This is a genomic window from Paenibacillus sp. FSL P4-0081 (assembly GCF_000758565.1).
GTDB classification, from domain to species: Bacteria; Bacillota; Bacilli; order Paenibacillales; family Paenibacillaceae; genus Paenibacillus_AQ; species Paenibacillus_AQ phytohabitans.
Genome location: NZ_CP009280.1, coordinates 5,072,231 through 5,095,220 on the forward strand (window position 1 = coordinate 5,072,231; position 22,990 = coordinate 5,095,220).

General features: G+C 49.5%; 25 protein-coding genes. 12 read left to right on the forward strand and 13 right to left on the reverse strand.

The window, feature by feature from the left end; translation table 11 throughout:
• Nucleotides 1–75 precede the first annotated feature (75 nt).
• From P40081_RS21740 to P40081_RS21750, 3 genes are read right to left on the reverse strand one after another with little or no spacing between them, the layout of a single operon-like run.
• Nucleotides 76–1,080, reverse strand: a complete 1,005-nt coding sequence (locus tag P40081_RS21740; RefSeq protein WP_042138381.1) for a sensor histidine kinase — start codon at nucleotides 1,078–1,080, stop codon at nucleotides 76–78.
• Nucleotides 1,077–1,766, reverse strand: coding sequence for a response regulator transcription factor (locus tag P40081_RS21745; RefSeq protein ID WP_042138382.1), 690 nt, complete (start codon nucleotides 1,764–1,766; stop codon nucleotides 1,077–1,079). Before P40081_RS21745 ends, P40081_RS21740 begins: the two co-directional genes overlap by 4 nt.
• 28 nt (nucleotides 1,767–1,794) lie before the next feature.
• Nucleotides 1,795–2,484: a hypothetical protein gene (locus P40081_RS21750; protein WP_156118664.1), complete on the reverse strand. Its 690-nt coding sequence runs from the start codon at nucleotides 2,482–2,484 to the stop codon at nucleotides 1,795–1,797.
• A 156-nt stretch (nucleotides 2,485–2,640) separates the two neighbouring features.
• Between P40081_RS21750 and P40081_RS21755 the strand changes: the two genes are divergently transcribed.
• Complete coding sequence (locus P40081_RS21755) at nucleotides 2,641–3,072, forward strand: flavodoxin domain-containing protein (RefSeq protein ID WP_042138384.1); 432 nt, start codon at nucleotides 2,641–2,643, stop codon at nucleotides 3,070–3,072.
• Between the two features lie 17 nt (nucleotides 3,073–3,089).
• Here the strand turns inward: P40081_RS21755 and P40081_RS21760 are convergent, their stop codons facing one another.
• A complete protein-coding gene (locus P40081_RS21760; RefSeq protein WP_042138386.1) occupies nucleotides 3,090–4,049 on the reverse strand; it encodes a LacI family DNA-binding transcriptional regulator in 960 nt (319 codons plus the stop codon).
• Between the two features lie 185 nt (nucleotides 4,050–4,234).
• Here P40081_RS21760 and P40081_RS21765 point away from each other — a divergent pair, with 185 nt between their 5' ends.
• On the forward strand, nucleotides 4,235–4,753 hold the full coding sequence (locus P40081_RS21765) for a hypothetical protein (RefSeq protein WP_042138388.1): 519 nt from the start codon (nucleotides 4,235–4,237) through the stop codon (nucleotides 4,751–4,753).
• Between the two features lie 40 nt (nucleotides 4,754–4,793).
• On the opposite strand, the gene P40081_RS21770 is transcribed toward P40081_RS21765, so the two are convergent.
• Together P40081_RS21770 and P40081_RS21775 are read right to left on the reverse strand one after the other, a co-directional pair.
• A complete protein-coding gene (locus tag P40081_RS21770) occupies nucleotides 4,794–5,240 on the reverse strand; it encodes a DUF1801 domain-containing protein (RefSeq protein WP_042138390.1) in 447 nt (148 codons plus the stop codon).
• Between the two features lie 176 nt (nucleotides 5,241–5,416).
• The gene (locus tag P40081_RS21775; protein ID WP_042138392.1) at nucleotides 5,417–6,157 is read right to left on the reverse strand and encodes an SDR family oxidoreductase; all 741 of its coding nucleotides are present in this window, start codon (nucleotides 6,155–6,157) and stop codon (nucleotides 5,417–5,419) included.
• Between the two features lie 160 nt (nucleotides 6,158–6,317).
• Here P40081_RS21775 and P40081_RS21780 point away from each other — a divergent pair, with 160 nt between their 5' ends.
• Complete coding sequence (locus tag P40081_RS21780; protein WP_042138394.1) at nucleotides 6,318–6,902, forward strand: TetR/AcrR family transcriptional regulator; 585 nt, start codon at nucleotides 6,318–6,320, stop codon at nucleotides 6,900–6,902.
• Nucleotides 6,903–7,087: 185 nt separating this feature from the next.
• Here the strand turns inward: P40081_RS21780 and P40081_RS21785 are convergent, their stop codons facing one another.
• On the reverse strand, nucleotides 7,088–7,435 hold the full coding sequence (locus tag P40081_RS21785; RefSeq protein WP_231575165.1) for an HIT family protein: 348 nt from the start codon (nucleotides 7,433–7,435) through the stop codon (nucleotides 7,088–7,090).
• 307 nt (nucleotides 7,436–7,742) lie between these two features.
• Here P40081_RS21785 and P40081_RS36545 point away from each other — a divergent pair, with 307 nt between their 5' ends.
• Nucleotides 7,743–8,621 carry a stalk domain-containing protein gene (locus P40081_RS36545; RefSeq protein ID WP_052421933.1) on the forward strand — a complete coding sequence of 293 codons (879 nt, stop codon included), beginning with the start codon at nucleotides 7,743–7,745 and terminating at the stop codon, nucleotides 8,619–8,621.
• Between the two features lie 133 nt (nucleotides 8,622–8,754).
• Here P40081_RS36545 and P40081_RS21795 read toward each other — a convergent pair whose 3' ends face one another.
• Nucleotides 8,755–9,315, reverse strand: a complete 561-nt coding sequence (locus tag P40081_RS21795; RefSeq protein WP_042138395.1) for a hypothetical protein — start codon at nucleotides 9,313–9,315, stop codon at nucleotides 8,755–8,757.
• 161 nt (nucleotides 9,316–9,476) lie between these two features.
• Between P40081_RS21795 and P40081_RS21800 the strand changes: the two genes are divergently transcribed.
• Both P40081_RS21800 and P40081_RS21805 read left to right on the forward strand, forming a co-directional pair.
• Nucleotides 9,477–10,058, forward strand: coding sequence for a LysE family translocator (locus tag P40081_RS21800; protein ID WP_042138397.1), 582 nt, complete (start codon nucleotides 9,477–9,479; stop codon nucleotides 10,056–10,058).
• A gap of 15 nt (nucleotides 10,059–10,073) precedes the next feature.
• Nucleotides 10,074–10,847 carry an AraC family transcriptional regulator gene (locus P40081_RS21805; RefSeq protein ID WP_042141316.1) on the forward strand — a complete coding sequence of 258 codons (774 nt, stop codon included), beginning with the start codon at nucleotides 10,074–10,076 and terminating at the stop codon, nucleotides 10,845–10,847.
• 68 nt (nucleotides 10,848–10,915) lie between these two features.
• On the opposite strand, the gene P40081_RS21810 is transcribed toward P40081_RS21805, so the two are convergent.
• Both P40081_RS21810 and P40081_RS21815 read right to left on the reverse strand, forming a co-directional pair.
• Entirely contained in the window at nucleotides 10,916–11,365 is a 450-nt protein-coding gene (locus P40081_RS21810; RefSeq protein WP_042138398.1) for an SRPBCC family protein, read from the reverse strand.
• Nucleotides 11,366–11,380: 15 nt separating this feature from the next.
• Nucleotides 11,381–12,646: a DUF5050 domain-containing protein gene (locus tag P40081_RS21815; RefSeq protein WP_042138400.1), complete on the reverse strand. Its 1,266-nt coding sequence runs from the start codon at nucleotides 12,644–12,646 to the stop codon at nucleotides 11,381–11,383.
• A gap of 229 nt (nucleotides 12,647–12,875) precedes the next feature.
• On the opposite strand from P40081_RS21815, the gene P40081_RS21820 reads away from it, so the two are divergent.
• Genes P40081_RS21820 through P40081_RS21830 form a run of 3 tightly spaced genes read left to right on the forward strand, consistent with a single transcriptional unit; the run spans nucleotide 12,876 to nucleotide 17,729 of the window.
• On the forward strand, nucleotides 12,876–14,003 hold the full coding sequence (locus P40081_RS21820) for an ArsR/SmtB family transcription factor (RefSeq protein WP_197074255.1): 1,128 nt from the start codon (nucleotides 12,876–12,878) through the stop codon (nucleotides 14,001–14,003).
• A gap of 17 nt (nucleotides 14,004–14,020) precedes the next feature.
• Nucleotides 14,021–15,868 carry an ABC transporter ATP-binding protein gene (locus tag P40081_RS21825; RefSeq protein WP_042138403.1) on the forward strand — a complete coding sequence of 616 codons (1,848 nt, stop codon included), beginning with the start codon at nucleotides 14,021–14,023 and terminating at the stop codon, nucleotides 15,866–15,868.
• Complete coding sequence (locus P40081_RS21830) at nucleotides 15,858–17,729, forward strand: ABC transporter ATP-binding protein (protein WP_042138406.1); 1,872 nt, start codon at nucleotides 15,858–15,860, stop codon at nucleotides 17,727–17,729. Before P40081_RS21825 ends, P40081_RS21830 begins: the two co-directional genes overlap by 11 nt.
• A 317-nt stretch (nucleotides 17,730–18,046) precedes the next feature.
• Here P40081_RS21830 and P40081_RS21835 read toward each other — a convergent pair whose 3' ends face one another.
• The 3 genes from P40081_RS21835 to P40081_RS21845 all read right to left on the reverse strand — a co-directional run bounded on the left by P40081_RS21835 (nucleotide 18,047) and on the right by P40081_RS21845 (nucleotide 20,202).
• On the reverse strand, nucleotides 18,047–18,733 hold the full coding sequence (locus P40081_RS21835; RefSeq protein ID WP_231575166.1) for a hypothetical protein: 687 nt from the start codon (nucleotides 18,731–18,733) through the stop codon (nucleotides 18,047–18,049).
• A gap of 169 nt (nucleotides 18,734–18,902) precedes the next feature.
• Entirely contained in the window at nucleotides 18,903–19,463 is a 561-nt protein-coding gene (locus P40081_RS21840; RefSeq protein ID WP_042138408.1) for a polymer-forming cytoskeletal protein, read from the reverse strand.
• Between the two features lie 148 nt (nucleotides 19,464–19,611).
• A complete protein-coding gene (locus P40081_RS21845) occupies nucleotides 19,612–20,202 on the reverse strand; it encodes a GNAT family N-acetyltransferase (RefSeq protein ID WP_042138409.1) in 591 nt (196 codons plus the stop codon).
• Between the two features lie 164 nt (nucleotides 20,203–20,366).
• Between P40081_RS21845 and P40081_RS21850 the strand changes: the two genes are divergently transcribed.
• The 3 genes from P40081_RS21850 (at nucleotide 20,367) to P40081_RS21860 (ending at nucleotide 22,988) form a co-directional block, all read left to right on the forward strand.
• Nucleotides 20,367–20,861, forward strand: coding sequence for an RNA polymerase sigma factor (locus tag P40081_RS21850; RefSeq protein WP_042138410.1), 495 nt, complete (start codon nucleotides 20,367–20,369; stop codon nucleotides 20,859–20,861).
• A complete protein-coding gene (locus tag P40081_RS21855) occupies nucleotides 20,862–21,854 on the forward strand; it encodes an anti sigma factor C-terminal domain-containing protein (RefSeq protein ID WP_042138411.1) in 993 nt (330 codons plus the stop codon).
• 153 nt (nucleotides 21,855–22,007) lie between these two features.
• Nucleotides 22,008–22,988: a serine hydrolase domain-containing protein gene (locus P40081_RS21860; protein ID WP_331281675.1), complete on the forward strand. Its 981-nt coding sequence runs from the start codon at nucleotides 22,008–22,010 to the stop codon at nucleotides 22,986–22,988.
• Nucleotides 22,989–22,990 lie beyond the last annotated feature (2 nt).

Consider the following 22,990-nt stretch of genomic DNA (forward strand, 5'->3'; position numbering starts at 1 on the left):
GATCTATCATAAGCGGGCTGATATATATTATCCTGCGCTTCGCCGAACAAAGTGAAGAAGCATGTGACATTATTGTCACACGCCTGTAATTCTCTGAAAGTCGTTCTCCCGGGGAAAAGTAAGCGTAAATATACTCCCTTCTCCGGGTACAGATACCGCATGAATGCTGATCAGCAACGGCTCTGCCACCTGCCGGGTCAGATAGAGTCCCATTCCGGTGGCTGCACCATCCTGGCGCCCGCGCGATGACGTGAAGCCTTTGTCATAGATCCGCGGCAGATCCCTAGGGTCAATCCCCTGCCCGCTGTCTTCTATAGTAAGCACGGCATGGCCGTCCTTTTCACCACTCCTGATGAGGATATCCGAGGCTTCGCTGTACTTCACCGCATTCGTGAGCAGCTGTCTGAGCATGAAGGCCAGCCATTTGCCGTCAGTCAGCACCTCTTCCACCTCAAGCTCCACATCAAAACCGATTCCCTTGGAGATACACCATGACTTCAGCGCCCGGATTTCCTTATTAAGAACCGGCTCCAGACTGATATTCTCTATGAACAGATCATTGCGCATAAAAGGAATCCGTTTCTGATGAAGCTGCTGGTCAAGCAGATGATGAATCCGCAGCCATTCGTACATGAGCTGTCTTTGCAGGGTTTCATCCGGCAGCCGCTCTATCATTAGCTGCATCGCAGTGAGCGGCGTCTTAACCTCATGAATCCAGGACAGCAGGTCATCCTTCTCAGACTCCAGCAGCTGGTAATTGACGGAGGATTCCCGCTTGTACCTGTCGGTCTGGGCGATAACCGCCTCATGGACGATCCGCTCCAGCGGACTGCCGGGCTCAATTACAGCATGAAGGTCATAGATCTGATCCCAGGCTTCCAGGCTCCTGTAGAATCTGGTTTCTTTGGAATATCTCAGGAATACGAACGCGAGACATAGCAGCACATTCAGCAGCACAATGTACAGTACCGGCAGCAACGGGATAGCAGCATCAACATAAGCCACGAATATAATAATGAGCTGCAGGACGGCAAGCAGCAGCAGCCAGCTCCGCTTCTCGGTTATGTATTTCCTTATCATTCTGCCGCCTCTTCGGTCGCCATATACCCCTGCCCGACCTTGGTCTCAATGAAAGAATCCAGTCCCAGCGGTTCAAGCTTTTTGCGCAGCCGGTTTACATTTACGGTCAGGGTATTGTCACTCACGAAATGCTCATTGTCCCATAAGCTCTTAATCATCTCTTCACGGTCAACGATGCTGTCCTTGCGCTCCACTAATATTTTGAGGATCAGCATCTCATTCTTCGTCAGCAGAGCTGCCCCCTTATTGTTAGTGACCGTATTCTTCACGAATTCAATCGCTGCCCCGCGCCAGGTCTTCAGCTCTGTACGTTCGGTGCTATAATTGTAGACCCGGCGGAGCGTGGCCTGAATTTTGGCAATCAGCACTTCGAAGTGAAACGGCTTCTGGATGAAGTCATCCGCTCCCAGCTGCATGGACATCACCATATCACTCGGGTGATCGCGGGAGGAGAGGAAGATAATCGGCACGTTGGAGTGAGCCCGCAGAATCCGGCACCAGTGGAATCCGTCGAATTGCGGCAGCTGAATATCAATCACCACCAGATCCGGCTTCACCTCCGTAAATTCCTGCAGGACCTTGCCGAAATTCGTGATCCCGTATACCTCATACGACCACTGGGACAGTCTTTCCTTGATCTCCCCGAACAGGGTGATGTCGTCTTCAATAAGCATGATTTTGAACAAAATGGACTCTCCTTCTGCAGATATTTCGTTATTCAAAGATCATTCTGACAACCCGGTGTGGAGCAATACTGTTAATTACTGCGGTATCGCTCGAAATCATTGACTTCCAAATATCCTCAAACGTCAGATTGCTGTCATCCGTCAGCACAATAAACCTGCTGTCCTTCAGCGGGTTTCCCACCTGACCGGTAAGGCTCAACAAATGAGCGAAGGGCTCTTGCTTCTGAGACTCTGCGGTATTATCAAACAAATAATACTTCTTATCCTGAACGAACAGATCACAATAAAAAGGGCTCTCCGTTTCATCATCAAAAAAATTGGCAATGCGAATCCCGTTATTACTGCCTTGAACTGCCGAATTCATAAACTTATCCCATACTTCCTGGCCTTCAGCCAGCTCACTGTTATGCAGTACTACATATCCAGCCGCAGCTGCCTCTTCCATTGTATAATCCCCGGGCAGTCCGGTGAACCCTGTATAGAAACCTCTCATGTCCAGCGTCAGGGCAACTGTATGACCGGCAGCTTCTCCCGCGGTATTATTTGTAAAATCATCTATTGCTTTACCCGTTGTATTCCCCGCTGCAGTAACCGCAGTAATATCAGCAGTCACACCAGCAGCATTATTAACGGTATTCCCCTCATTCTTGCAGCCTGCCAGCAAACCCGCAGTACATATAACCGCCAGTACACCTGTCATCATCTTAAGCCTCTTCATCCCCATTACTCCCCGCTGGAAATTGTAATTATTGGATAATTATACTTCACATTGATGAATTGACAAAGGCTTGGGCAAGTTTTAGAATACTAAATATATCTTGATGATCAAGATAATTGAATTCGAAGATATTTTTCGGACCGGGAGGGCTCATGAATGGCATTACTAATCTTATACGCTACCAAATCTGGAGCTTCAGAGCAATGTGCGTTCCTTCTGGCAGAATATATTCCCGGTAGCACGTTATGCAATCTGGAGTCAGAGAAGCCGGACATTGAGAACTATGACCACATCATTCTGGGGGCTGGTGTACGCGACGGCAAGCTCTACAAGCCAGTCCGCGATTTCATCAAAAAAAACAAACCCGCCCTGCTGGACAAGCAGATGGGCTACTATATCTGCAATGAGAAGCCCAAGAAAACCGAAGAGATTATCACGGATAATATTCCTGAGGATCTAAGGCAGGCCTCTCTCTGTATTGAGTCTTTTGGCGGATATAAAGCCTATGCCGCTCCCGCAAAGGATGCGGATCAGCTCAAAGGAATTTTCGTGGAGAGAATCCGCACTTTTTCAGAACATTTCAAATAACCCGCTATGTCCCTCACTTATACTGTCTGCCGCTCAATCATGTTCAAATGAATCTCTTCATGGGCCCGGCCCCCGTCCACCGCCTGCAGAAAAGCCCTCCGGCCGATCTCCACCAGCGGTATCTCGAAGGTTGTGATGTGCATCATTCTGGCGATCGGCTGATTGTCGAACCCTACAATGGCAAGCTGACCCGGCACCTCTATCCCATTCTCCCGGCAAAAGGACAGAATACCCGCAGCCACCTGATCACTGGTAACCAGCAGTGCAGTTGGCGGGTCGTCCATCTTCAGAATCCGCTGCATAATCCATTCCCCGTCTTCCAGCTGTACACAATCATAGAACATATAGTCATGGTTATAGGCTTCATTCCTGTTCATATAGAAGTCCCGGTAGGCTGCCTCCCTTAAATTGCTGTTAGGACTGGACTGTCTAGCCAGGCAATAGCCGATCTTGTAATGGCCTTTGCTCCTCAGATAGGTAAGCGCACGGGTAAAGCTCTGATAGTGATCCATAAATATGGATGACACATGATGTCCCCTGCCATCCTCCAGCACAATAATAGGCCCGTACTGCGTATACTCGTCAACAATCTCCCAGCTGCAGGTCCGCGAACAGATAATCAGCGCATCAATCTGCTTCAGCTTCAGCATCATCAGTGCATCCAGCTCCCGCTCCGCTTCATAGTTGGACTGAATCAGCACCAGCTTATAATTATCCTTGATAGCCTCATCCGCTATTCCTTCAACGACCATCCCGAAATACGGCCGCGTGATATAGGGAACGACCACCCCAATCAGATTCGTCCTTCCCCTGCTTAGATGTACTGCATTTATATTACGTTCATAATCGGCCGTCTCCATGGCCTGCAGAACGGCTTCCCTCTTTGCCTGGCTTACATAAGGATGACCGTTAAGAACTCGGGATACGGTTGTGACCGAGACTCCGGCCAGCTTCGCAATATCTTTGATATTCGCCATAAATTCCACCTTCCCATGCTTGCTGCATATAGCCTGTACTCCTCTTAATCTTACCTCAAACCGCCGGAATGCGTTACATTCAGACCACAAATAAAGCATTTGACATGGAAGGCGTTTCATAGATTACAGTGGTTCTGTAATAGGGCGGAATCAGGGCTAAGTATTGTAAAAGAGGTGAGTAGAAGATGTACAACGAGGATGCCGGGGCTGATCCAAAGAATCACCACCGGGAATTATGGGATACGTATGAGGCTCTGGCCGGATTCATGGGTGCGCAGCTGATCGAGCACCCTTTTCCGCAGACTATGGGGTCTCTTGTTTCGTTTGAGCTGATGACCAAATTCCATACGTCATTGCTGGCAGAACGCCTGCTGCTGAATTCAGGCTTCTGCCATGAGGCTTATTGTATACTGCGCCTGATGCTTGAATACACGATTACTTTGAAATTCATTCTGCTCCTGCCTGAAGAAAGGGCCATGCGCTATTTGGATGACAACTCCGCAGCTTCCCGGCCGTTTGATTTCGACATTCCGCTGATGGCAGACGAAACCCATATGCAGGAGTGGCTACGAATCATTGAACACCCTCTTTCCGGCTGCTCCAGCCCGCTTGAAGCTGGAGATCTGCTGGTGAAATCCTGTGAGCTGACATCTCTTATGCTGGAAACCTGCCGGAATAAAGAAGATGAAAAAATAGATTGTTGATGTTCACATTCCCCTTCGTATGTCCGTACAAGAAGGGTAGTCAGCTTTGAACAGTCTCTTTCATCCATCTGGCGACCAGAGCGGCCAATTTCGCCCGCTTGAGCTCCAGATCCGTATTATCCGTAATCTTCACAACGGCCCTATCCCCCGTGATCCACTCCAGCAGTCCGGAAGTATCCGTGAACAAGGGTTCCGTGGCAGCTGCTTCCTTCACTTTCACACCGGTATGGAAGATCAGCCGGAAGCAGCCTTTCCCCTGCAAGTTCATGGTTACACGGTCTTGTCGGTTGTAGCAAAAACTCGGCGCATTCCACTTTATCTGCTCCGTGATGTCATCAGCTGCACTCAGGATTATCTTCCGTACTTCTTCAATCTCATCTTTAAGCGGATGCTCCAGCTCCTTCAGAAATAGGGCTACCTGTTCCGGTCCGGTCAGTTTCACAGTCTTGCTGCGACCAGCTGCGGGTTCTTTAGAGCTTGAGGCCATGGTTAGGCTCACCCTTTCATTATGGTTATCCTGAAACCATTCGCTTCACACCCTATAATTCCTTTATAGAACTCACCCTGCAAATATAGCAAAAAGCAGCGCCTCCCCCTAACAGGAGCTGCGCTGCTTGTCTCATTCCTTCGCTGGCCGGCTTCTACTGATGGTTCAGCACAGGCTTATGGCAGGATCGTCGGTCTAATCACAATCTCATTCACACTGGTATCCTCAGGTTCATTAATCGCATATACGATCGCTCTGGCAATACTGTAAGGAGATATTGCCATGCTGTTCATCTGGCCTGCCATCGCCCGGATCTCCGGACTGCTGATCGTGTGGGTCAGCTCTGTGTCCGTCATCCCCGGCGAGATAATGGTCGAACGGATATGGGAGGCGGCTGATTCTTCCTGGCGCAGCCCTTCAGAGATGGCCCGGACAGCATATTTGGTCGCGCTGTAGACTGCAGATGAAGGACTCACGCTATAACCTGCTACCGAGGACAGGTTGATGATATGCCCCGACTGCTGCTCCCTCATAACTGGCAGAACGGCAGCGATGCCATACAGCACGCCTTTGATATTGACATCGATCATCTGATCCCATTCATGTACCTTCAGCTCCTGCAGCATGGATGCGGGCATTACCCCGGCGTTATTCACCAGTACATCAATACGTCCGAATTGCTGCAGGGCGAATCTTGCCAGCTTCTCCATCTCCTCTGCAGAAGTTACATCGGTCTGCAGATACACGGCATCACCGCCTTCCTGCACAATTTCACTGACAATGGTCTGCAGGCGCTCTGTTCTTCTGGCTGCCAAGACGAGCTTTGCGCCTGTTTGAGCCAGCAGCCGGGCTGCAGCTTCGCCTATACCGCTTGAAGCTCCCGTAATGATGATGACTTTGGATTGTTTATTTTCCACTTGTGACCTCTCCTTTATTCAACTTGTGTTGATTATCTGACTGGTGTTGATTATTATTATATAGAGAAGAGATGGTAATTCAATCGCTAATGTAAGCGGAAATGTCCTATATGCAACAAGTGCAGGCTATGTGTTCATTAACTGAAGGAGGTTCATCATCATGGGTACCGGAATCAAGACAGACAGACGGATTCTGAGAACAAGAGAAGCGATTAACAGAGCTTTTCTGGAGCTTTTTGGGGAGAAGGAGCTGGAACAAATCACGATCAACGATATCGCGGAACGGGCAAATGTAAACCGGGGAACCGTCTATCTGCACTACACCGACAAATATGATCTGCTCAACAGATGCATTGAGGACCATCTGGGCAGAATGTTCCTATCCTGCAATATGACCCGCACTCCGGACGGAGATGTTGGACTCATCAGCGAAATGAAGCCGGTATTTCTCTATTTCGAACAGAACTTCCTGTTCTTCTCGGCTATGCTTGCCAACCAGAGAACCACAATCTTCCGTGAACGCCTGCTGGAGATTGTCTCGGCGAATGTAATTCATAAGCTGGAGATGGAGAAGTCTGTTCCTGAAGGAATGGATAAACAGCTCATTGCCCATTTCATGGCCTCGGCCTTCGTGGGCACTGTCGAGTGGTGGATTCAGAACCGGATGCCGCATGCTCCGGAAGAGATGGCGCAGCAGGTTCGGAGCTTGTTTGAGGGTAATACCATGTATAGGGGGCATCAATAATCCCGCACCTCTTCCACTTGGGAAAGATGCGGGATCCGCAGCCGGGGACCAGGGCCTCCGGGTTAATCAATATGTACGCTGAATTAGACTAACTTATTCAGTTCAGTCAATAATGCCTGTTTCAGTTCTGCCAGCCTTTCCTCACTTGGTTTGCAGCTGTCTGCGTACATCGTTTCTCTGGGTGTCTACCAGACGGGATGTGCCGGATTCGGTTCCGTTAGCTGTCTCGGGAAAATATGCCAGTGCATATGCGAATCGCCGTTTCCCAGCAGCTCATAATTTAATTTGTGCGGCTTGAATGCCTTATACACCGCTTCTGCTGCGATGCTCATTTCGAGCAGAAATTTCTGTTTGTAGCCGCTGTCCAGTTCATGCAGCTCGCGTTTATGTTCCTTACCCAGAAATAAAGTGTAGCCTTCGAAATATTGATGGTCTCCAAGCACCACATACCCTGTCTCGAGCTCGGCTACAAAGTACTTATTTGTGCCTTCTTTGATCATATTAATGCGGCTGCAAATCAAACATTCTTCCATAGTGTGAAACCTCCTATTAGATAAGTAAAACTGTCCATTATCACCACTTGTGTAAGCTGAACTTAAAAATGATGGCCAGCCGATAGACACACCTCTTCCTGAGCCGGGTTTCGTCCATGCAACAAGTCAGATTCTTAAGTTGACTCTATATAGCAATAACTATTTATAAAATACCCCTAAATAATAACATTACAGATGTCGATAATATTAAAGCAATATAAATTCCTTAGAAAGGAAAATAAATATATTATTGAGATTTTAATACATAGGGCAAATATCATATAGTGAGTAGGAGGAATTATTTAGTATGAATATTACAAAAAAAGTATTTATCTCTTCCATTTTGGCTACCGGATTGTTATGCGGGGCTGTAGGGGTTTACGCTGCAGACGGGGTTTCGTTAGTACAAGCTTACCTTAATAGTACTATTAAGTTTACTGTGAATGGCGTTTCGTGGACTCCTAAAGATGCTAGTGGAAATAAACTCTCCCCTCTAGTATACAATGGTTCAACCTACCTTCCCGCCAAGGCAGTCGGTGAAGCAATGAATGCATCCGTTCTTTGGAATGCTGGTACTAAAACCGTTGCCATTACAACTACAGGAAGTGCCAGCGCCGGAGAACCTTATAATGATTCATCATCAGCTACGACTACACCAGTCACTAACGTACCAGTAACAACTGCTCCAGCAGCTACCGCCCCTGCCTCTCAGTCAAGCAGCCTTCCAAGTGGACTGCTCACCCTGCCTTATAATCATGATCTCACTGCAGTAGGCGAAAATAACAAATCGGTAGCATTAGCTTTTATCCAAGCTTACGGAATTGCCTTAACTTCCGGATCCAACTCAAGCTATAATGCTTTAATCGATAAATATGTGATTGACGATTTAAATGACTACGACATGGGCTACAAAAAAACATCGAAGGACAATGCAGCTAAATCGATTTCCGGGGTAGTAAAATTGAATGATAGTGGAGTTATCACGAAATATGCGGGTATTTTAAAGAGTGCCACACTTAGTGATGTGAAATTAGACACAACCTGGTCTGAAAAATATTCAACCTCTACTACATTGTGCTACAAAGTAGAATTACCCGGCTTCTTCATATCTTCATTCAGTGTATTTTTTGAATTTGATATGGATAAAGAAACGAACACTTATTATCTTGTAGCAGTCAATATCTAAACTTCCAAATGAATAGAAGGTGTGCGGGCCCATGATGGCTTGCACACCTTTTTTGGATATACCCAAAAGAAATAGATGCTTCTCAAAAGTTTGGAAGGATGCCGCACCAAATGAATGTCTAAATAGCTCGCTCTTATTCGCTGACAACGATGAACTGGCGATTCTTCCATTCGAAATCCGGCTCCGCCTGGAACCCGGAGAGGCTGATCTGCCGGTTAAGCTCCTTGCGGGGCAGCTCCCCGAATCGTCCTGTATCATCTGCAAAGCAGGAATACAGCTCGAATTGCTCACCAGGAAGCAGGTTATCCTGCAGATAACGGAATAACTCCGCAACGCATTTCCTGCCTGTTACAGCAGCACCGGGATAGGGCTCAGCCACTTCGGAGATCATTTGGAAGCTTCCCCCTTCAGGATTCACCTGATAAACCAGAGGTTTCTTGAACAGATGCGACGAATCCTCCTGTGTCAGCGGTCCGGAAACATACAGGCCGGCAGCATCCTCCGCCGTCTCAAAGACCTCAATCATTTTCCCTTCCAGCGTACCGCTCTCCCTCATACCCTTCACTGGAAATTTGTCCAGGGCAGCAGGATCATTCTGCATCAAGTAATCCTTGAGCTTCATCATGGTCCCCCGCTGTCCGAAGGAGCCGGCAGGAAGCTCACGGTCAGCGGCGATATAATAAAACAAGGTCAACAGTGTTCTCTCCCCTCTTCCCGCAAGCAGCCAGGTTCACATTGACTAGTATACCGGAGCTCCGGACTATAGTGCCTCTCAGGCGGGCACCTGCAATAATGTACTATAGCCATTTCCCTGCCGGGTGTATATTCATGTGACTACTTCACCTGGAGGTCATCATGAATATCGTTTCTTTTATCATCTATTGTATTGTGGTAACCTTCACACCCGGCCCTACCAATATAGTGATTCTATCTTCCGTACAGCATCACGGGGCCAGAAAAACAATGGGATACGTTGGCGGAGCAACTCTGGCGTTTGGACTGCTGCTTGCCGCCTCTGCCCTGCTGAACCGCATGCTTGCGGACATCCTTCCGCATATTCTTGGCGTTATGCAGATCATCGGCAGCCTGTACATGCTCTACCTGGCTTACCAGGTCTACACTATGGGCCGTACCGAGGAGAATCCCCGGCAATCCTCCGGATTTGTCTCCGGGCTGCTGATGCAATTCGCCAATCCGAAGGTGCTGCTGTTCACGCTGACCGTTATCCCGGGTTACGTTATGCCTTATTATAGTTCACCCGCAGCAGCCTTCATCTTCGTTATGGTAATTACTGTAATAGGTTTTCTCGCATTCACTACCTGGGTCGTATTCGGCTCCATATTCAAGAGCTTTCTGCAGCGGCATCAGCAGGTGATGAATAGTATCATGGCACTTTTTCTAGTATACTCTGCTGTAATGGTATCCGGAATTTTATAGAGGACGGTGATTAAGGTGGAACAATTCAATTATAGAAAGTCTGCAGAGATTCTCGCCTTATCGGCCAGCATGACGGATTTCACTTACAAAAAGCATTGTCACGAAGAATATGCCCTGGGCGTAACACTGCGCGGTATCCAGCAATACCATCTGGCCGGCAGCCTGCACTCCTCCCATCCGGGCGGTGTCATGTTGTTTAACCCCGAGCAGTATCACGACGGCAATTCCTATGATAGAGAAGGTATTGATTATGTCATGCTCTATATCAAGCCGGCCATGTTTGCAGAGATTCTGGGCAAGCAGGAACTGCGGTTCACCTCGCCTATCGTCTATGACAAGGAGCTGGCGCAATCCATCTGTTCCTTGAATCAAGCGGTCCAGAATGGTGCTGACAGCGCACTTTGCAGTGAACTGCTGCTTCAGCTGGCCCATCTGGCCGCCCACACCGAAATCGAAGCGGCCATGCGGACCGATAGTGCCTTTGTTCAGCAGGCCAAGGAAATGATGTACTACAGCCTCGGCCAAGTGCTTAAGCTTGATCACATCTCACAGGAGTTAGGCCTGTCCAAATACCAGTTCATCCGCGAGTTCAAATCACATACAGGCATTTCGCCTTACCAATTCTTCCTGAACTGCAAGGTTGAGCATGCGAGACAATCGATCGAAAAGACCAAAGATGTCTATTTCGCAGTAGCGGAATGCGGCTTCACAGACCTGACTCACCTGAACCGGCATTTCAAAAGTGTCTTCGGCCTTACAGCCTATGAATACATGTCCCAGCTGGCTTAATCCATATTCTTCTGCGCCCGCATAGCACTGTACCCTTGTCCACTTCTTATGTTACGGAATCCGCTCTGTTACTCTGCCGCCAGCACCTTCTCAAGCTGCTCCAGCACCATCGGCCACGCCTGCTCATGCTGGTCCCTGGACTCCTCATCCGGGAAACCGGCATGCGTCAAGCGAAGCAGGGTATCAGTACCCCGAGTCTCTAATTCAACCCGTACCACGGTTTCCGCCCCCTTCGTCCCTCCTGCACCGGTAACCCAGGTCATTTCCACCAGGTGGTCCTGCTCCAGACTCAGGAATCGCCCGTAATGCGGATAACGCTGGCCTTCATGGCGTGTTTCGAAGAAGAACGGAGTATTCACGCTTCCCTCCATGGACACCGTGCCCGGCGCTGCAAACCAGCGGTCAAACTGCTTCGTCCAAGCCTTGTACAGGTCTTCTGGTGAGGCTGACAACAGGCGTTCCACACTCAGGTTATACGGCCTGGATGAAAGATCAGGTGCATTTACGGCCATAGCCATTGTAATCATCCCTCCCTATTCGATGTCTAGTTCTACAAAACGGTTTGTTACAGCATTCAAATAATACAGCTTGTTATCCACGATGTGGATATATAAAGTCTTGTCATCACCCAGCTTCTCACTGGTATAATCGGTTAGATTGAGCCGGTACAGCTTCTTGCTGTACTCTGAGTAATTGCTGAAGTACAGATGGTTTCCGCTCAGATTCATCTCTTTGCCATTCAGACCGGAAATTCGGGTTAATCCGGTTCCATCCAAGTTCATAATATATAAATTCTCTTTGAAATTGAAGTACATAATATCGTCTTTCATCACTATATTAGTGATGTATCCGCCATCCAGCAGCTTCTTTTTGTGGCTGCCGTTCAGATCCATAACAAACAGCTTACTGAAGTCAATCGTGTAGTAGATCTTTCCGCCATACACCGCCAGGCTGGATACCCCGTACTGTTCAAGCACCGTTCTGGAGCTGCCGTCGGTCTTCATCCGGTAGAGCGGCTTGTTCATCGAAGAATTTCCCTGCGTGAAGTAGATCCAATTATCAGCAACCGTCACCAGGTTCTTCCCGATGGCAAAATCTCTAAGCATCGTCCGGTCCGAGCCGTCCGTATTCATGCTGAACAGCTTGTTGTTGTCGCCCGTATAATACAGCTTTCCGTCTACAAGATTAATATAAGCCGCATATTCGTCATCGCTGAGCTTCTGAAGTTCAGTACCCTCCTTCTTCTGTTTATAGAGCCTCCCCGAGTCTTGCGGATTATTGAAATATACCCATTCATTGTCTGTAGCGTACAAGCCCCCATTGTTCAGATTGCCCACCGAATTCCCGGTTATACCAGAACCGACGGGTTGTACGGCTTCTTCCTGCTTGATTGCTACCTGACCGTTGGCATAGGTGACCGTTGCATCAAAAACCTCAGAAAGCACCCGGAGCGGCACCAGCATTCTTCCATTCACCAGTCTCGGAGCCGCGGCCAGCGTGAACGGCTGCTGATTCTTATAGGCTGCGGTCGAGCCCGCCGTTAGACTCAGCGTAATGGTTCCTTTGGAGATTATGATTGCTTTATTATTCCCCGGAACAATCATCCCGCCCAGCTCATCCGCCACGAAGCGGAGGGGAACATACACCGTACCCTGATCATTCACTGGCTGCACATCAAAATTCACCAGCTTCCCATTGACTGTAACCGTAACCGCCGGCTGATCCGCCGGAGCTGCGTAGCCTGTCCCCGCCCCCGTTAAACTCAGCAGCAAAGGGGCAATAATGAACCATTTTCTCAATGAACACACCTCTTTGAACTCAATTTCTGAACAAACAACTCTTATGTATTCTACACCCTTCTTCTTCATTCTTCCATAATATCAAAGGATCACCATCCTGAAGATCAGCTTCCGCACACAATGTTCACTTTACAATTTCTTGTATATGGTTTATTTTAACATTAAGTATTCACTGAATGTTGTTGTATGTTAGTCAACATTCAGTATTCAAAATAATTAACTGGAGGACATGATGAACCATTCTTTGCAGGAGACATTACTGAAGAATATCCGCTTTGCTTACAACGAAGCAATCGAGCTTGTGATTTCCATGGGAATGCTTGCTTGTGAGGACCAGATCTCAGATTTGGCAGAGGATTATAAAATCGAAGCAGATGAGCTGCTTGGAGCCTATCTTGATGATGCGCGCAAGCGGTTATCCCCCTTCTTTACCCGTGAGCTGCTGTTTTTTTTCCGTTATGACCTGCTTCATCATGCACTTGATTTCCCGTTGTATGAATCCATCTTCACTCATCGGGAAGTGCTAACTGCAGAGGCGTTGATTAACCGGCTGGATAACAGCCCTGCGGAGCATATCGTTGCAGAGATGGCCTACGGCGTCTACAACGATAACCTGGAAGCGCTGCTCCAGGGCAACGACTGGGAGCTGGTCAAGAAGGATCTGAAGAAGCTCTCTGAACTGGTGACTGCAACAAAACCGCAGCCCGAGGTTGCTGAAGCCCATGCGCCGCTGCTTGAATGTCTCGCTAATCCGCAAGAGACCAAGCTGCGCTTCCTGCAGCTATTGCGTCAGTTCAATCAGGATGTCTTCATTCACTGGAAAGACCGGATCCGTGAGCTTTCTGAGCAGGCTTCCCGCAGGTATGAGGCTCAATTCCGCAGCAACCCTGAGGTTTTCATTCGTGAAATCCACAATAATGAACCTTCGCTGTTTGACTTCCCCGTCACCTTCCATGTCAGCTTTGTTTTCCAGGTGGCAAATGGCTTTTACAATTTCCACACCGATGCCGGGCAGGTCGGCTGGGTCATCTTCGGCATTAATAATGAACGGGTGCACGGACCCGCCGCTGACCGGGAGAAAACCGAACTGTTTCTCAAAGCCTTCTCGGATAAGCGGCGGCTGGACTTCCTGCTGTTACTCAAGCAGCGTCCGCATTACGGCCAAGAGATTGCTGCAGCGCTAGGCATTACACCGGCTGCTGTGAAGTATCATTCCAACTTCCTGTTCTTTCTGGATCTGCTCGATGTCGAGCGGGTGGATCACCGGCTGTATTACGTGCTTAGAACCGATACTTTGCGCAGTCTGCTGGCCTTGATGGCTAAAGTTATGCTGGACAAAGATCAATTCATGAGTTGATAACTGGAGGGGTCCACTTGAACAGGATCACGAATACCGCGGCAACGCCGCTGGATGAACCGCCCGCCGCTGCCCAGAGTACATTTATACGTTTGCTGCAGCTAGGCAAACCTTATACAGGCTGGTATATCATTCTGTGTGTTCTGGCAGCGGTCAGCTCACTCACAACTGTAGGTTTGGCTGAGTCCCTGCGGCGGATTATCAATGCGGCCACCAACCACAACACCTCCGGTCTGACAGCCGGAATGACCTTTGCTGCTGTCATCGTAGTTACGGATGCCGGAGTCCACTTTCTGAATACATATCTCTCAGGTCTGCTTGAGATCAAATCTACCTCGAAACTCCAGATGTCCATGCTGACAAGAATGCTGAATGTCCGGATGAAGGATCTGGACCGCTATCATTCCGCCGATCTAATCAGCCGGATGAATGACTCGGCTCCAGCCGCACAGCAGGGAATAAACCGGAAGACGATTGAACTGATAAGCAATCTGCTGCAAATCAGTTTTCTGCTCACTTATCTGCTGTCTCTGCAATTTGCTCTGACACTGGGGACAGTCATCATCTGTGCACTGGTTCCGCTGGTTATGCTCCCCTTCACCTCACGGCTCCGCACCATGAATGAGCAGCGTCAGAGCATTGAGAGCGCCCAGCAGGCATTCATCCAGGATTCGATGCAGGGCGCTGAGGTGGTGCGTGCCTTCTCCCTTGCTACCCGTCTGCTCGGGCAATTCACCAGCAGAGTCCGGCAATACAACACAGTCCACCTGCCGCTCTCTCGGGTAGAAGCTGTAGGTTACAATATGCCTCTGGCTGTTATCCTGGGCGGATTACTGTATGTACTCTCCTATGGCGGCTATCTTGTAATTGGAGGGCGGATTGATGTAGGCGCCGTTGCTGCTTTTCTCATTTGCTTTGAACAAATTTCGAATCCGGTATCGCGGCTTGCCAACCTGTGGACAGAACTGCAGGCTTCGCTGGCACAGGGGAAGCGTTTATTTGAGATCATGGATTTAACCGAAGAAGGCATCAGCCCTGCTAATTCGGGTACCGCAGGGCATCTGGCTGAAGCACGGGATACCGTTAATCTGCCCGTTGCCGGACAGCTGCCGCTCATATTCAACAATGTCAGCTTCGGGTACGGACAAACGAAGGTATTAACTGAAACTCAGCTGCGGATTGAACCAGGTAAGGTTACCGCTTTCGCCGGAGCCAGCGGGAGCGGCAAGAGCACGATTCTTCAGCTAATGCTTGCAGCTTATGTACCTGACGGAGGAAGCATTTATCACGGCAGCACGCCCCTACATACGATTCCTCCGCGCAGCTGGCGCAGCCGTATCGCCTATGTATCCCAGGAGCCTTATCTGTTCTCCGGAACTCTATACGAGAATATTGCCTGGGGACGGCCGGAAGCCTCCCGGGAAGAGGTGATAGCCGCCGCACAGAATGCAGGTATCCACGAGTTCATTATGCGGATGCCGCAGGAATACAATACTCTCATCGGTGAGCGAGGGCTTACCTTATCTGGAGGTGAACGCCAGCGTCTATCGATTGCTCGCGCCTTCGTCCGTGAACCGGGGCTGCTGCTGCTTGATGAACCTACTGCTGCCTTTGACAGCCATAATGAAGAGATTGTCCAGCAGGCATTGAAGGCCCTGATGACGAACCGGACAACGGTCGTAGTCGCCCACCGGCTCTCAACTATTAAGTACGCTGATCATATCTACTTCATGGAGGCCGGAACAATTGTTGAACAAGGGACCCATATGGAGCTGATGGCGCTGCAAGGTAAATATCACGCAATGGCCCAGGCGGGCGTTCAGACAGAGGTTGCTGCCGGAGGAGGACTGCAAAATGAATACTAAATCATCATCATCCGGCCGAATCCGGCTCGGGGAAGCCCTCCAGCGGCTGCTTCCTTATGTCAAGCCATACCGGCTCGGCTTTCTGGCAGCAATAGTGCTGCTAATGGCCAGGCTTGCACTGGATATCGGATTTGCTACAATTCAGCAGGTTTTCATTGATACGATCAACAGCACGAACATGCAGTCACTGACACGGATAACCTTAATTTGTTCACTGGCCTGCTTCCTGATTATTCTCTGTCTTATGCTGCAGCATTACTTCCGCTTCACCGTGCACAGCCGGATGGCCTGGGATTTCCGGGCGAAGCTGTTTGACGCGAGCCACCGGCTGCCTTACCGCCAGCTGGAAGCCATGCACTCCGGGGATCTGACCTCCCGGAATACCAAGGATGCCGGAGCGGCCATGGGGATGATTAGCAGTCTGGTCTACGATCTGGGTTATAATCTTCTGCTCTGCCTGGTTGCATTTCTGTATTTGGCCAGCATGGATGTCTGGCTTGCACTACTTGCACTTGGAACGGGCCCCGTTGTCTTTCTGTCCGGCCGTTTCTTTGACCGCAGACTGCGTAAGCTGTTCACGGAAATCTATGCCCAGGAAGCCTTGCTGCGGGGAATCCTGCAGGAGACCCTCCAGGGGATGAAGGTTATCCGTTCATTTTCACTGGAGAGTACGCTGCTGGGCAGGTATGCAGCTGAACGCGAGCAGTTGAACCGGCTCCAGAAGCAAAAAACTCTGTTAAACGCACTGCTCTGGCATTCTTCAGCCTTCATCAACAATGCAGTAATGATCAGCTGTGCGGTACTAATTGCCCGGTCAGCGCTCCGTGGGGAGACTTCGGCAGGGGAAGTGCTTGCCTTCATCATCCTGATGGGACGTGTTCAGTGGCCATTCGTCCATATGTCGCAGACATGGGGCGGAGTACAGGAATCTCTCGGGGCAGCTGACCGTGTATTTGAGATTCTTGATGCTCCCCGGGAAGGGGCAGCATCTGGCGATGAACAGGATTCTGCTACCGCATCCGCTGCGGTAGCCGCCGCTGAAGCAACCGCCTTGGCGGAAGCTGCTGCACTAAGCATACAGGGGCTGCACTACAGCTTCGCGGGACCCCAGTCCAGGGAGGGAACCTGTCTGAGCGGGATCCACCTTGAGCTGAAGTATGGCGAGACGGTTGCCGTTGTGGGCCCCAGCGGCTCGGGCAAGACGACACTTGTACGGTTGTGCTGCGGACTCTATGAACCGGAGGCCGGCAGTATTACCGTGTGCGGTTATGGTGTGCATGATCACCTGGAGGCGGCGCGCCTGAGGATCTCCTATGTGCCGCAGAATCCTTACCTGTTCTCCGGCAGCATCCGGGATAATCTCGCGTTCAGCGATGAACATGCCAGCGATGAAGAAATCCGGGAAGCTGCCCGCCTGGCAGGTGCAGATGAATTTATTATGCGGCTGCCTGAAGGATACGACACGCTGATCGGTGAACACGGCTCTACTTTATCAGGCGGTCAACGGCAGCGCCTCGCCATCGCCAGAGCTTTTCTGCGTAATGCCCCGCTCCTGCTGCTGGATGAAGCTACTTCAGCACTCGACAACGAGTCCGAACGGCTGGTTCAGCAATCGCTTGATCTGTTGATGAAAGACCGGACCACCCTCGTGATTGCCCACAGGCTCTCAACGGTAAGGGAGGCTTCGCGGATCATTGTTCTGGATCATGGAAGAATTGTTGAAGAAGGCACACATGATGCGCTCATTGAACAGGATGGGCTCTATGCGGAGCTGTATCATTTACAGTTTAGAACAGCACCGGTTGAAGAATTGGAATCCGCATCCTATGCGAAATCCCTTACTTCAGTATTACCGGCATAACATCAGTTCTCCCGGGAAAACAAATCACAATTACAGACGAAGACCCCGAAGGTCCGTGTCACCACGGCGGCCGGAGTCTTCGTCTCTTTTCAGACTCAAATAGAAATGTTGTACGTTTTGCAACTTTGATACTTAGATACCCGGATACTCGGGAAGATTGTTGTATGAAATGCAGGAATTCTCCCAATTAACGGCTTGTTCACGGAGGAATGCTGCATTGTGTACAACAATTTGCGATTAGGGCTGATATTACAAGGGAATTGTTGTATTTCGTGCAACACTCCCGCCATTGAAGGTTATGCGAAGCCCCTGCACTTTTATTTTGAAGCACCAAGCGGAATCGCCCCGCTGTCTCTGGCGTCTGTTATGATTTTGGAAGCGGCCACTTCCCCGTCCTCATCAAACCCTTCAATCTCAAACGGGACACCCGCCGTAACCGGCTGAAAAGCGAACCAAATCGTCCGGTCTGATCCGACTTTAATCAGCTTCGCTTCGGATGTATCCGTTCCTGCCTCCTTCTGCTCGACTGTAATATGCTGAATGGACGGGTTCAGAACATCTCCGATCACCATGGGAAATGGAGTCGAAATATGCTCCAGTTCAGGAAAACACATATAATTTATTGCAGAGCTCTCCGGACCTCCGCCCATTCCGTAGCCGCCTCCCCATACCCACTTCCATCCGAGCCAGGTTTTGCGGACATACTCTACTTGAAGATTACTGCTGCCTTGCTGCCCCGGCCGGGTAAGAAATACCAGCTCCCCTCTGGCTGCAGGCTCCTGATGAATTACAGTCATCGTGTCAGAGGCGCGGAACAGCCGGACAGCTTCTTCCGGACTTTTGCCAAGTGGAATCTGGAGGGTCTGGTCCATTCCGAGTGAGCGGGACATCCGCTGGTCAGACCATCCGCCCGGTCTTTCATACATATACAAAAGTAAATAGAGTACGGCTACGGAAGCTAGAATCACTCCGGCAGCCATTCCCAATCTCCGGCTATTCTTCATGAATAATTGCATCCCCTGTCCCATGTGTTTGCGCTTACAATACCTTCCATAATACTATAGAATATTTCAGCGCAGAATACAAAAAAGCCCGTAGAGCAAGCCCCAAAGGGCCTGTCTACAGGCTGTTTGCAATCCATTCTAATATTGTAACTGCTATATTAGGTTTGAATTATTTAACTTCATTTGCTCCGGTTACTTTGCCTTCGATCACAGCAGTAGCCTTCACATCTTCACTTGCATAGTACAGGTTACCGTCGATAGTAGCATCTTTGTACAGGTTGAATCCGTTAGCTTCTACATATACGTCACCTTTGATTGTACCGCCTTGAACGCGGAAGTTCTCGCTCTGTACAGTTACTTTAGGTGCTGTCAGTGTGTAGGTAGCTGTAACCTTGTGATCTGCATCTTGTGCATACAGGGCAAGCTTACGGTAGATCGCTGCAGATGCATCGCCTTTGTCATGGAATTCACCGGCTACAACAACATCTTTGTCAACGGTCAGATCGTTCAGGATTGCTACAATCCAGTTGCCGCTTTCGCTTACAGCAGCAGTGAAGGCATCTGCCTGGTTAACAATCGAAGCTGTGCTTTTTGCATCAGTCTGCTCTGTGGCTGGAGCTGTTGTTGCTGCTGCACCTGCATTATTAGCTGCGTTATTATTATTCGATCCACAACCCGACAACAATGCTGCTGATACCCCTGCTACTACTAGAACTTTGAATAATTTCATTTTTAATTCCCCCTGTTTCTTTTAATTAACTTTATTATATATTAAAATTTTTATGATAACAACGTGATAGTTTTCACAATATTGTGTCTTTTTTCACAAAGAAACATTTTAATTGTTTCATATCGTGCAAAATGCAGGTATTTCATGCTTATTTGTCTAATTTTGTTCGCGAACCCTCAGCGGCTCCAGCGGCTGATCCTTTCAATTCTAAAGCCTCCCACTCCTCTCTAAGCAGCCCCATTCGAATAGAATCGTAGAACTGCCCATCGTAGTAACGGCATTTCCGGAGTCTTGCTTCCATCGTCATGCCTAATTTCACCCCGGTCCTGATCATCCGCTCATTCCCGGACCATGTGGTATAGCCTACACGGACCAGCGGATACGCATTGAACAGATGACCGATCCACAGTCTGAGAGCTTTAGTCCCGTAACCGCTGCTCCAATATGCCGGATCATAGATGATAATACCCATTTCCAGCCAAAGGGATGGCTCATGCTCCCAATAGTAACTGACGTCGCCAATAACCCCGCCCTCTACTTCTATTACCCAATTTTTTCCGCATCCAACAATCTCCGCTCTGTTCCCATAATACTCTTCCCACGGAATCCGCTTGTGTTCGTAGTAAGGTGCATCCCATTTCTTCCACTCCGGTGCTTCCTCTTTGTGTGAGAGCTCCCACAGTCTGAATAGATCCCCTTCAGCTATCGGCCGAATCTGCAATTCATTTTCCTGATACATAGATTTCCTCCGTTGCCGCTAATATTTTACATACTGATATTATATTAACTGAACTGCTGAAGCTGTTGCTGGTAGTGAACATTTATAATTAAGGAATACTGAATGTAACGGCTGCTGTAAACTTTTCACGGAGCTTAGCGTTGTATAGGGGAAGGGGGCAGGACATGGCCAAAGAAACCATTCATCACTTTCTGCAGCAAGCCGGAACTTTGCTATACCGGTATTTGAGGAAACGCGGACTCGCCCGCGAGGATGCTGAAGATATCGTTCAGGACACCTGTTATAAATACTTAACCTATCAGGATGGTATCGGCCCGAAACAAGTCATGGGCTGGATGTTCCGTGTCGCCACCAATCAGTTCTATGATCTCAAGCGAAAAGACAAACGTCATCCGGCGGTCGATGTTGACGATATCCAGCTTCTTTCTTTAACCCATCTGCCGGAGATCCAGCTGCTGAGGCGGGAAACCGCACAGAATATCCGCGACACGCTGTCTATGCTCTCTGAGCAGCATCAGGAGCTGCTGATTCTCAAATATGAGCTGAACCTTACTTACAAGGAGCTCTCGTCCCTGTACGGTATGAATGAGAACACGCTCAAGACTCATGTTACACGCGCCAAAAACCAATTCATCAAACATTATGGGGAGGACTATTAAATGGAACAGAATCATGAACAGGACCCGTTTATTTTCGGAGGGAAAGGGGCTCAGCAGATAATCAAAAAAGCCAGACTCCGCTCCACCCTGAAGACCATTGGCATCATTGTTATCGTAACCCCGGTTATTCTCGCCGTTATCTGGTATGGCCTCTACCACTTGAGACTGAACCAGGGAGACAAGGTGCAGTCTGAGATTCTCTGGAAAAATGAGATCAGTGCACCCAATGTGCACATCAGCAACCAGTCGGTGAAATTAGACAGCTTTGGAGGCGAGACCTACAATCAGACTTACAAATGGCTGGGAAATAAACCTTATATCTGGCAGCCCATCGAGGAATCCTATAATCTGCTGGGCCACTCGACCGGCAGGTATGGCGCATTTGGAGCGATTTCTCTCCCGGAACAGCTGAGCGCAGCGTCCACACACCGTTACAACTCTGCCACCGGGGACCGGGAAATGATCTTTTATCATCCGGAGATTGATTATGATTCCTATGAGGACAGCATCAGCCAGCTGAAGCAGCTGGGAGACGATACACTTGTGGAGATGGCGTTGTCTTTTGACCAGGCCTATACGCTGGATAAGACGCAGAAGCTTCTGCCTGCCGGGATGCAGCCTGTCTGGTTATGGACGGATGCATATACTCCCTCTTATAAAAAATACCTGAAGGAAACGCGCCAGACCATCGCAGCTGATTCGATGATCATCTACGGATTTCATGGAGAGCAGTTTGCCCCCTACGGCGGTGTAAACTCCTTCATTAATAGTGTCGAACAGCTGCGGAAGCACGGCAAAAACTTCACCTGGGAAGCAGATCAGGTTCATCAGAGCCTGGCCGGGGATAATAATATTCTGGAACCGGATGATATCACAATTATTGGTGTAGTCGTAACCGGCACCGCTAAACAGCTGGAAGCTCTGCAGAAACAGGCTTATATCAAAGCCTCTACCTTCGGCGTGGTCTCTGATTCCATTACACTTCCTAATTAAGCTGTCATTCCAAGGAAGCTTCCCAGCCGGACGGTTGAATTGGACTTCTTCACTACAGCTTGAGATAATTAAGCCAATCCATCCAAAGATTACTGCAAATCCATAAAGCAAGGAAGCCAGCAGTATGGGCAGCATGATATAAGAGCTGCCCGGATGACATACCGAAAGGACACAACTATGAACCTGTCAGCACTTTCCGACTCCCTAAAGCCGCTGAATCTGCGGAGCTGTCTGATCCAGCAGCAGGGCAGTCTGATCTTTGAACATTATAGAGATCAGCGCACTTCTTCCGAGATTGCCAAGATCAACTCCTGCACCAAAAGCATACTCTCCGCGCTGGTCTGCATCGCGATGGACCAAGGCCAGCTTTCCGGTCCTTCGGCTCCTATCAGCGAATACTTCCCGCAGCTCAGCCGTGACGCTGATACACGCAAGCAGCAAATTACAATCGGACAGCTGTTAACCATGTCGGCCGGCTTTCGCTGGACCGAATTCGGCGGAGCGAATTCCTTCCCCAAGATGACCCGTTCCTCCCATTGGGTGAACTATGTACTGGAGCAGCCGCTCGCGGATGAACCGGGAACCCGGATGGAGTATAACTCAGGGATCTCGCAACTGCTGTCGTCTATTGTGGTGCAGGCTTCAGGAATGAGCACAGCAAGATTCGCCGAGCAATATCTCTTCGGACCTCTCGGAATTACGGAGTATGAGTGGGAGACAGATCCCCAAGGCATCCATACGGGCGGCTACGGGCTGAAGCTGAGGCCCGCCGACCTGCTGAAATTCGGACAGCTCTATCTGCAGCAGGGTGTATGGGAGAATTCGCAGATTATATCCGGCGAACGGGTCGCATGTTCGGCGCAGCCGGCTCTGCCGGCTGAACCGCCCCGCCATGGCGGATACGGCTGGCACTGGTGGACAGATTCAATAACGGGTGATACCAGAACCGGGGGGTCTGCTGCTGTGGATTATTATTATGCACGCGGGTACGCCGGGCAATTTGTGTATGTACTTCCGGAGCTTAAGACGGTGGTCGTGCTGACCCGGGACAACATGCGGGGCCGTAACAACCCTCCGCCTGATGCATTCGGCGAGTATATTGTACCGCAGCTTATGAATCCAAGCGGACTTTAGCA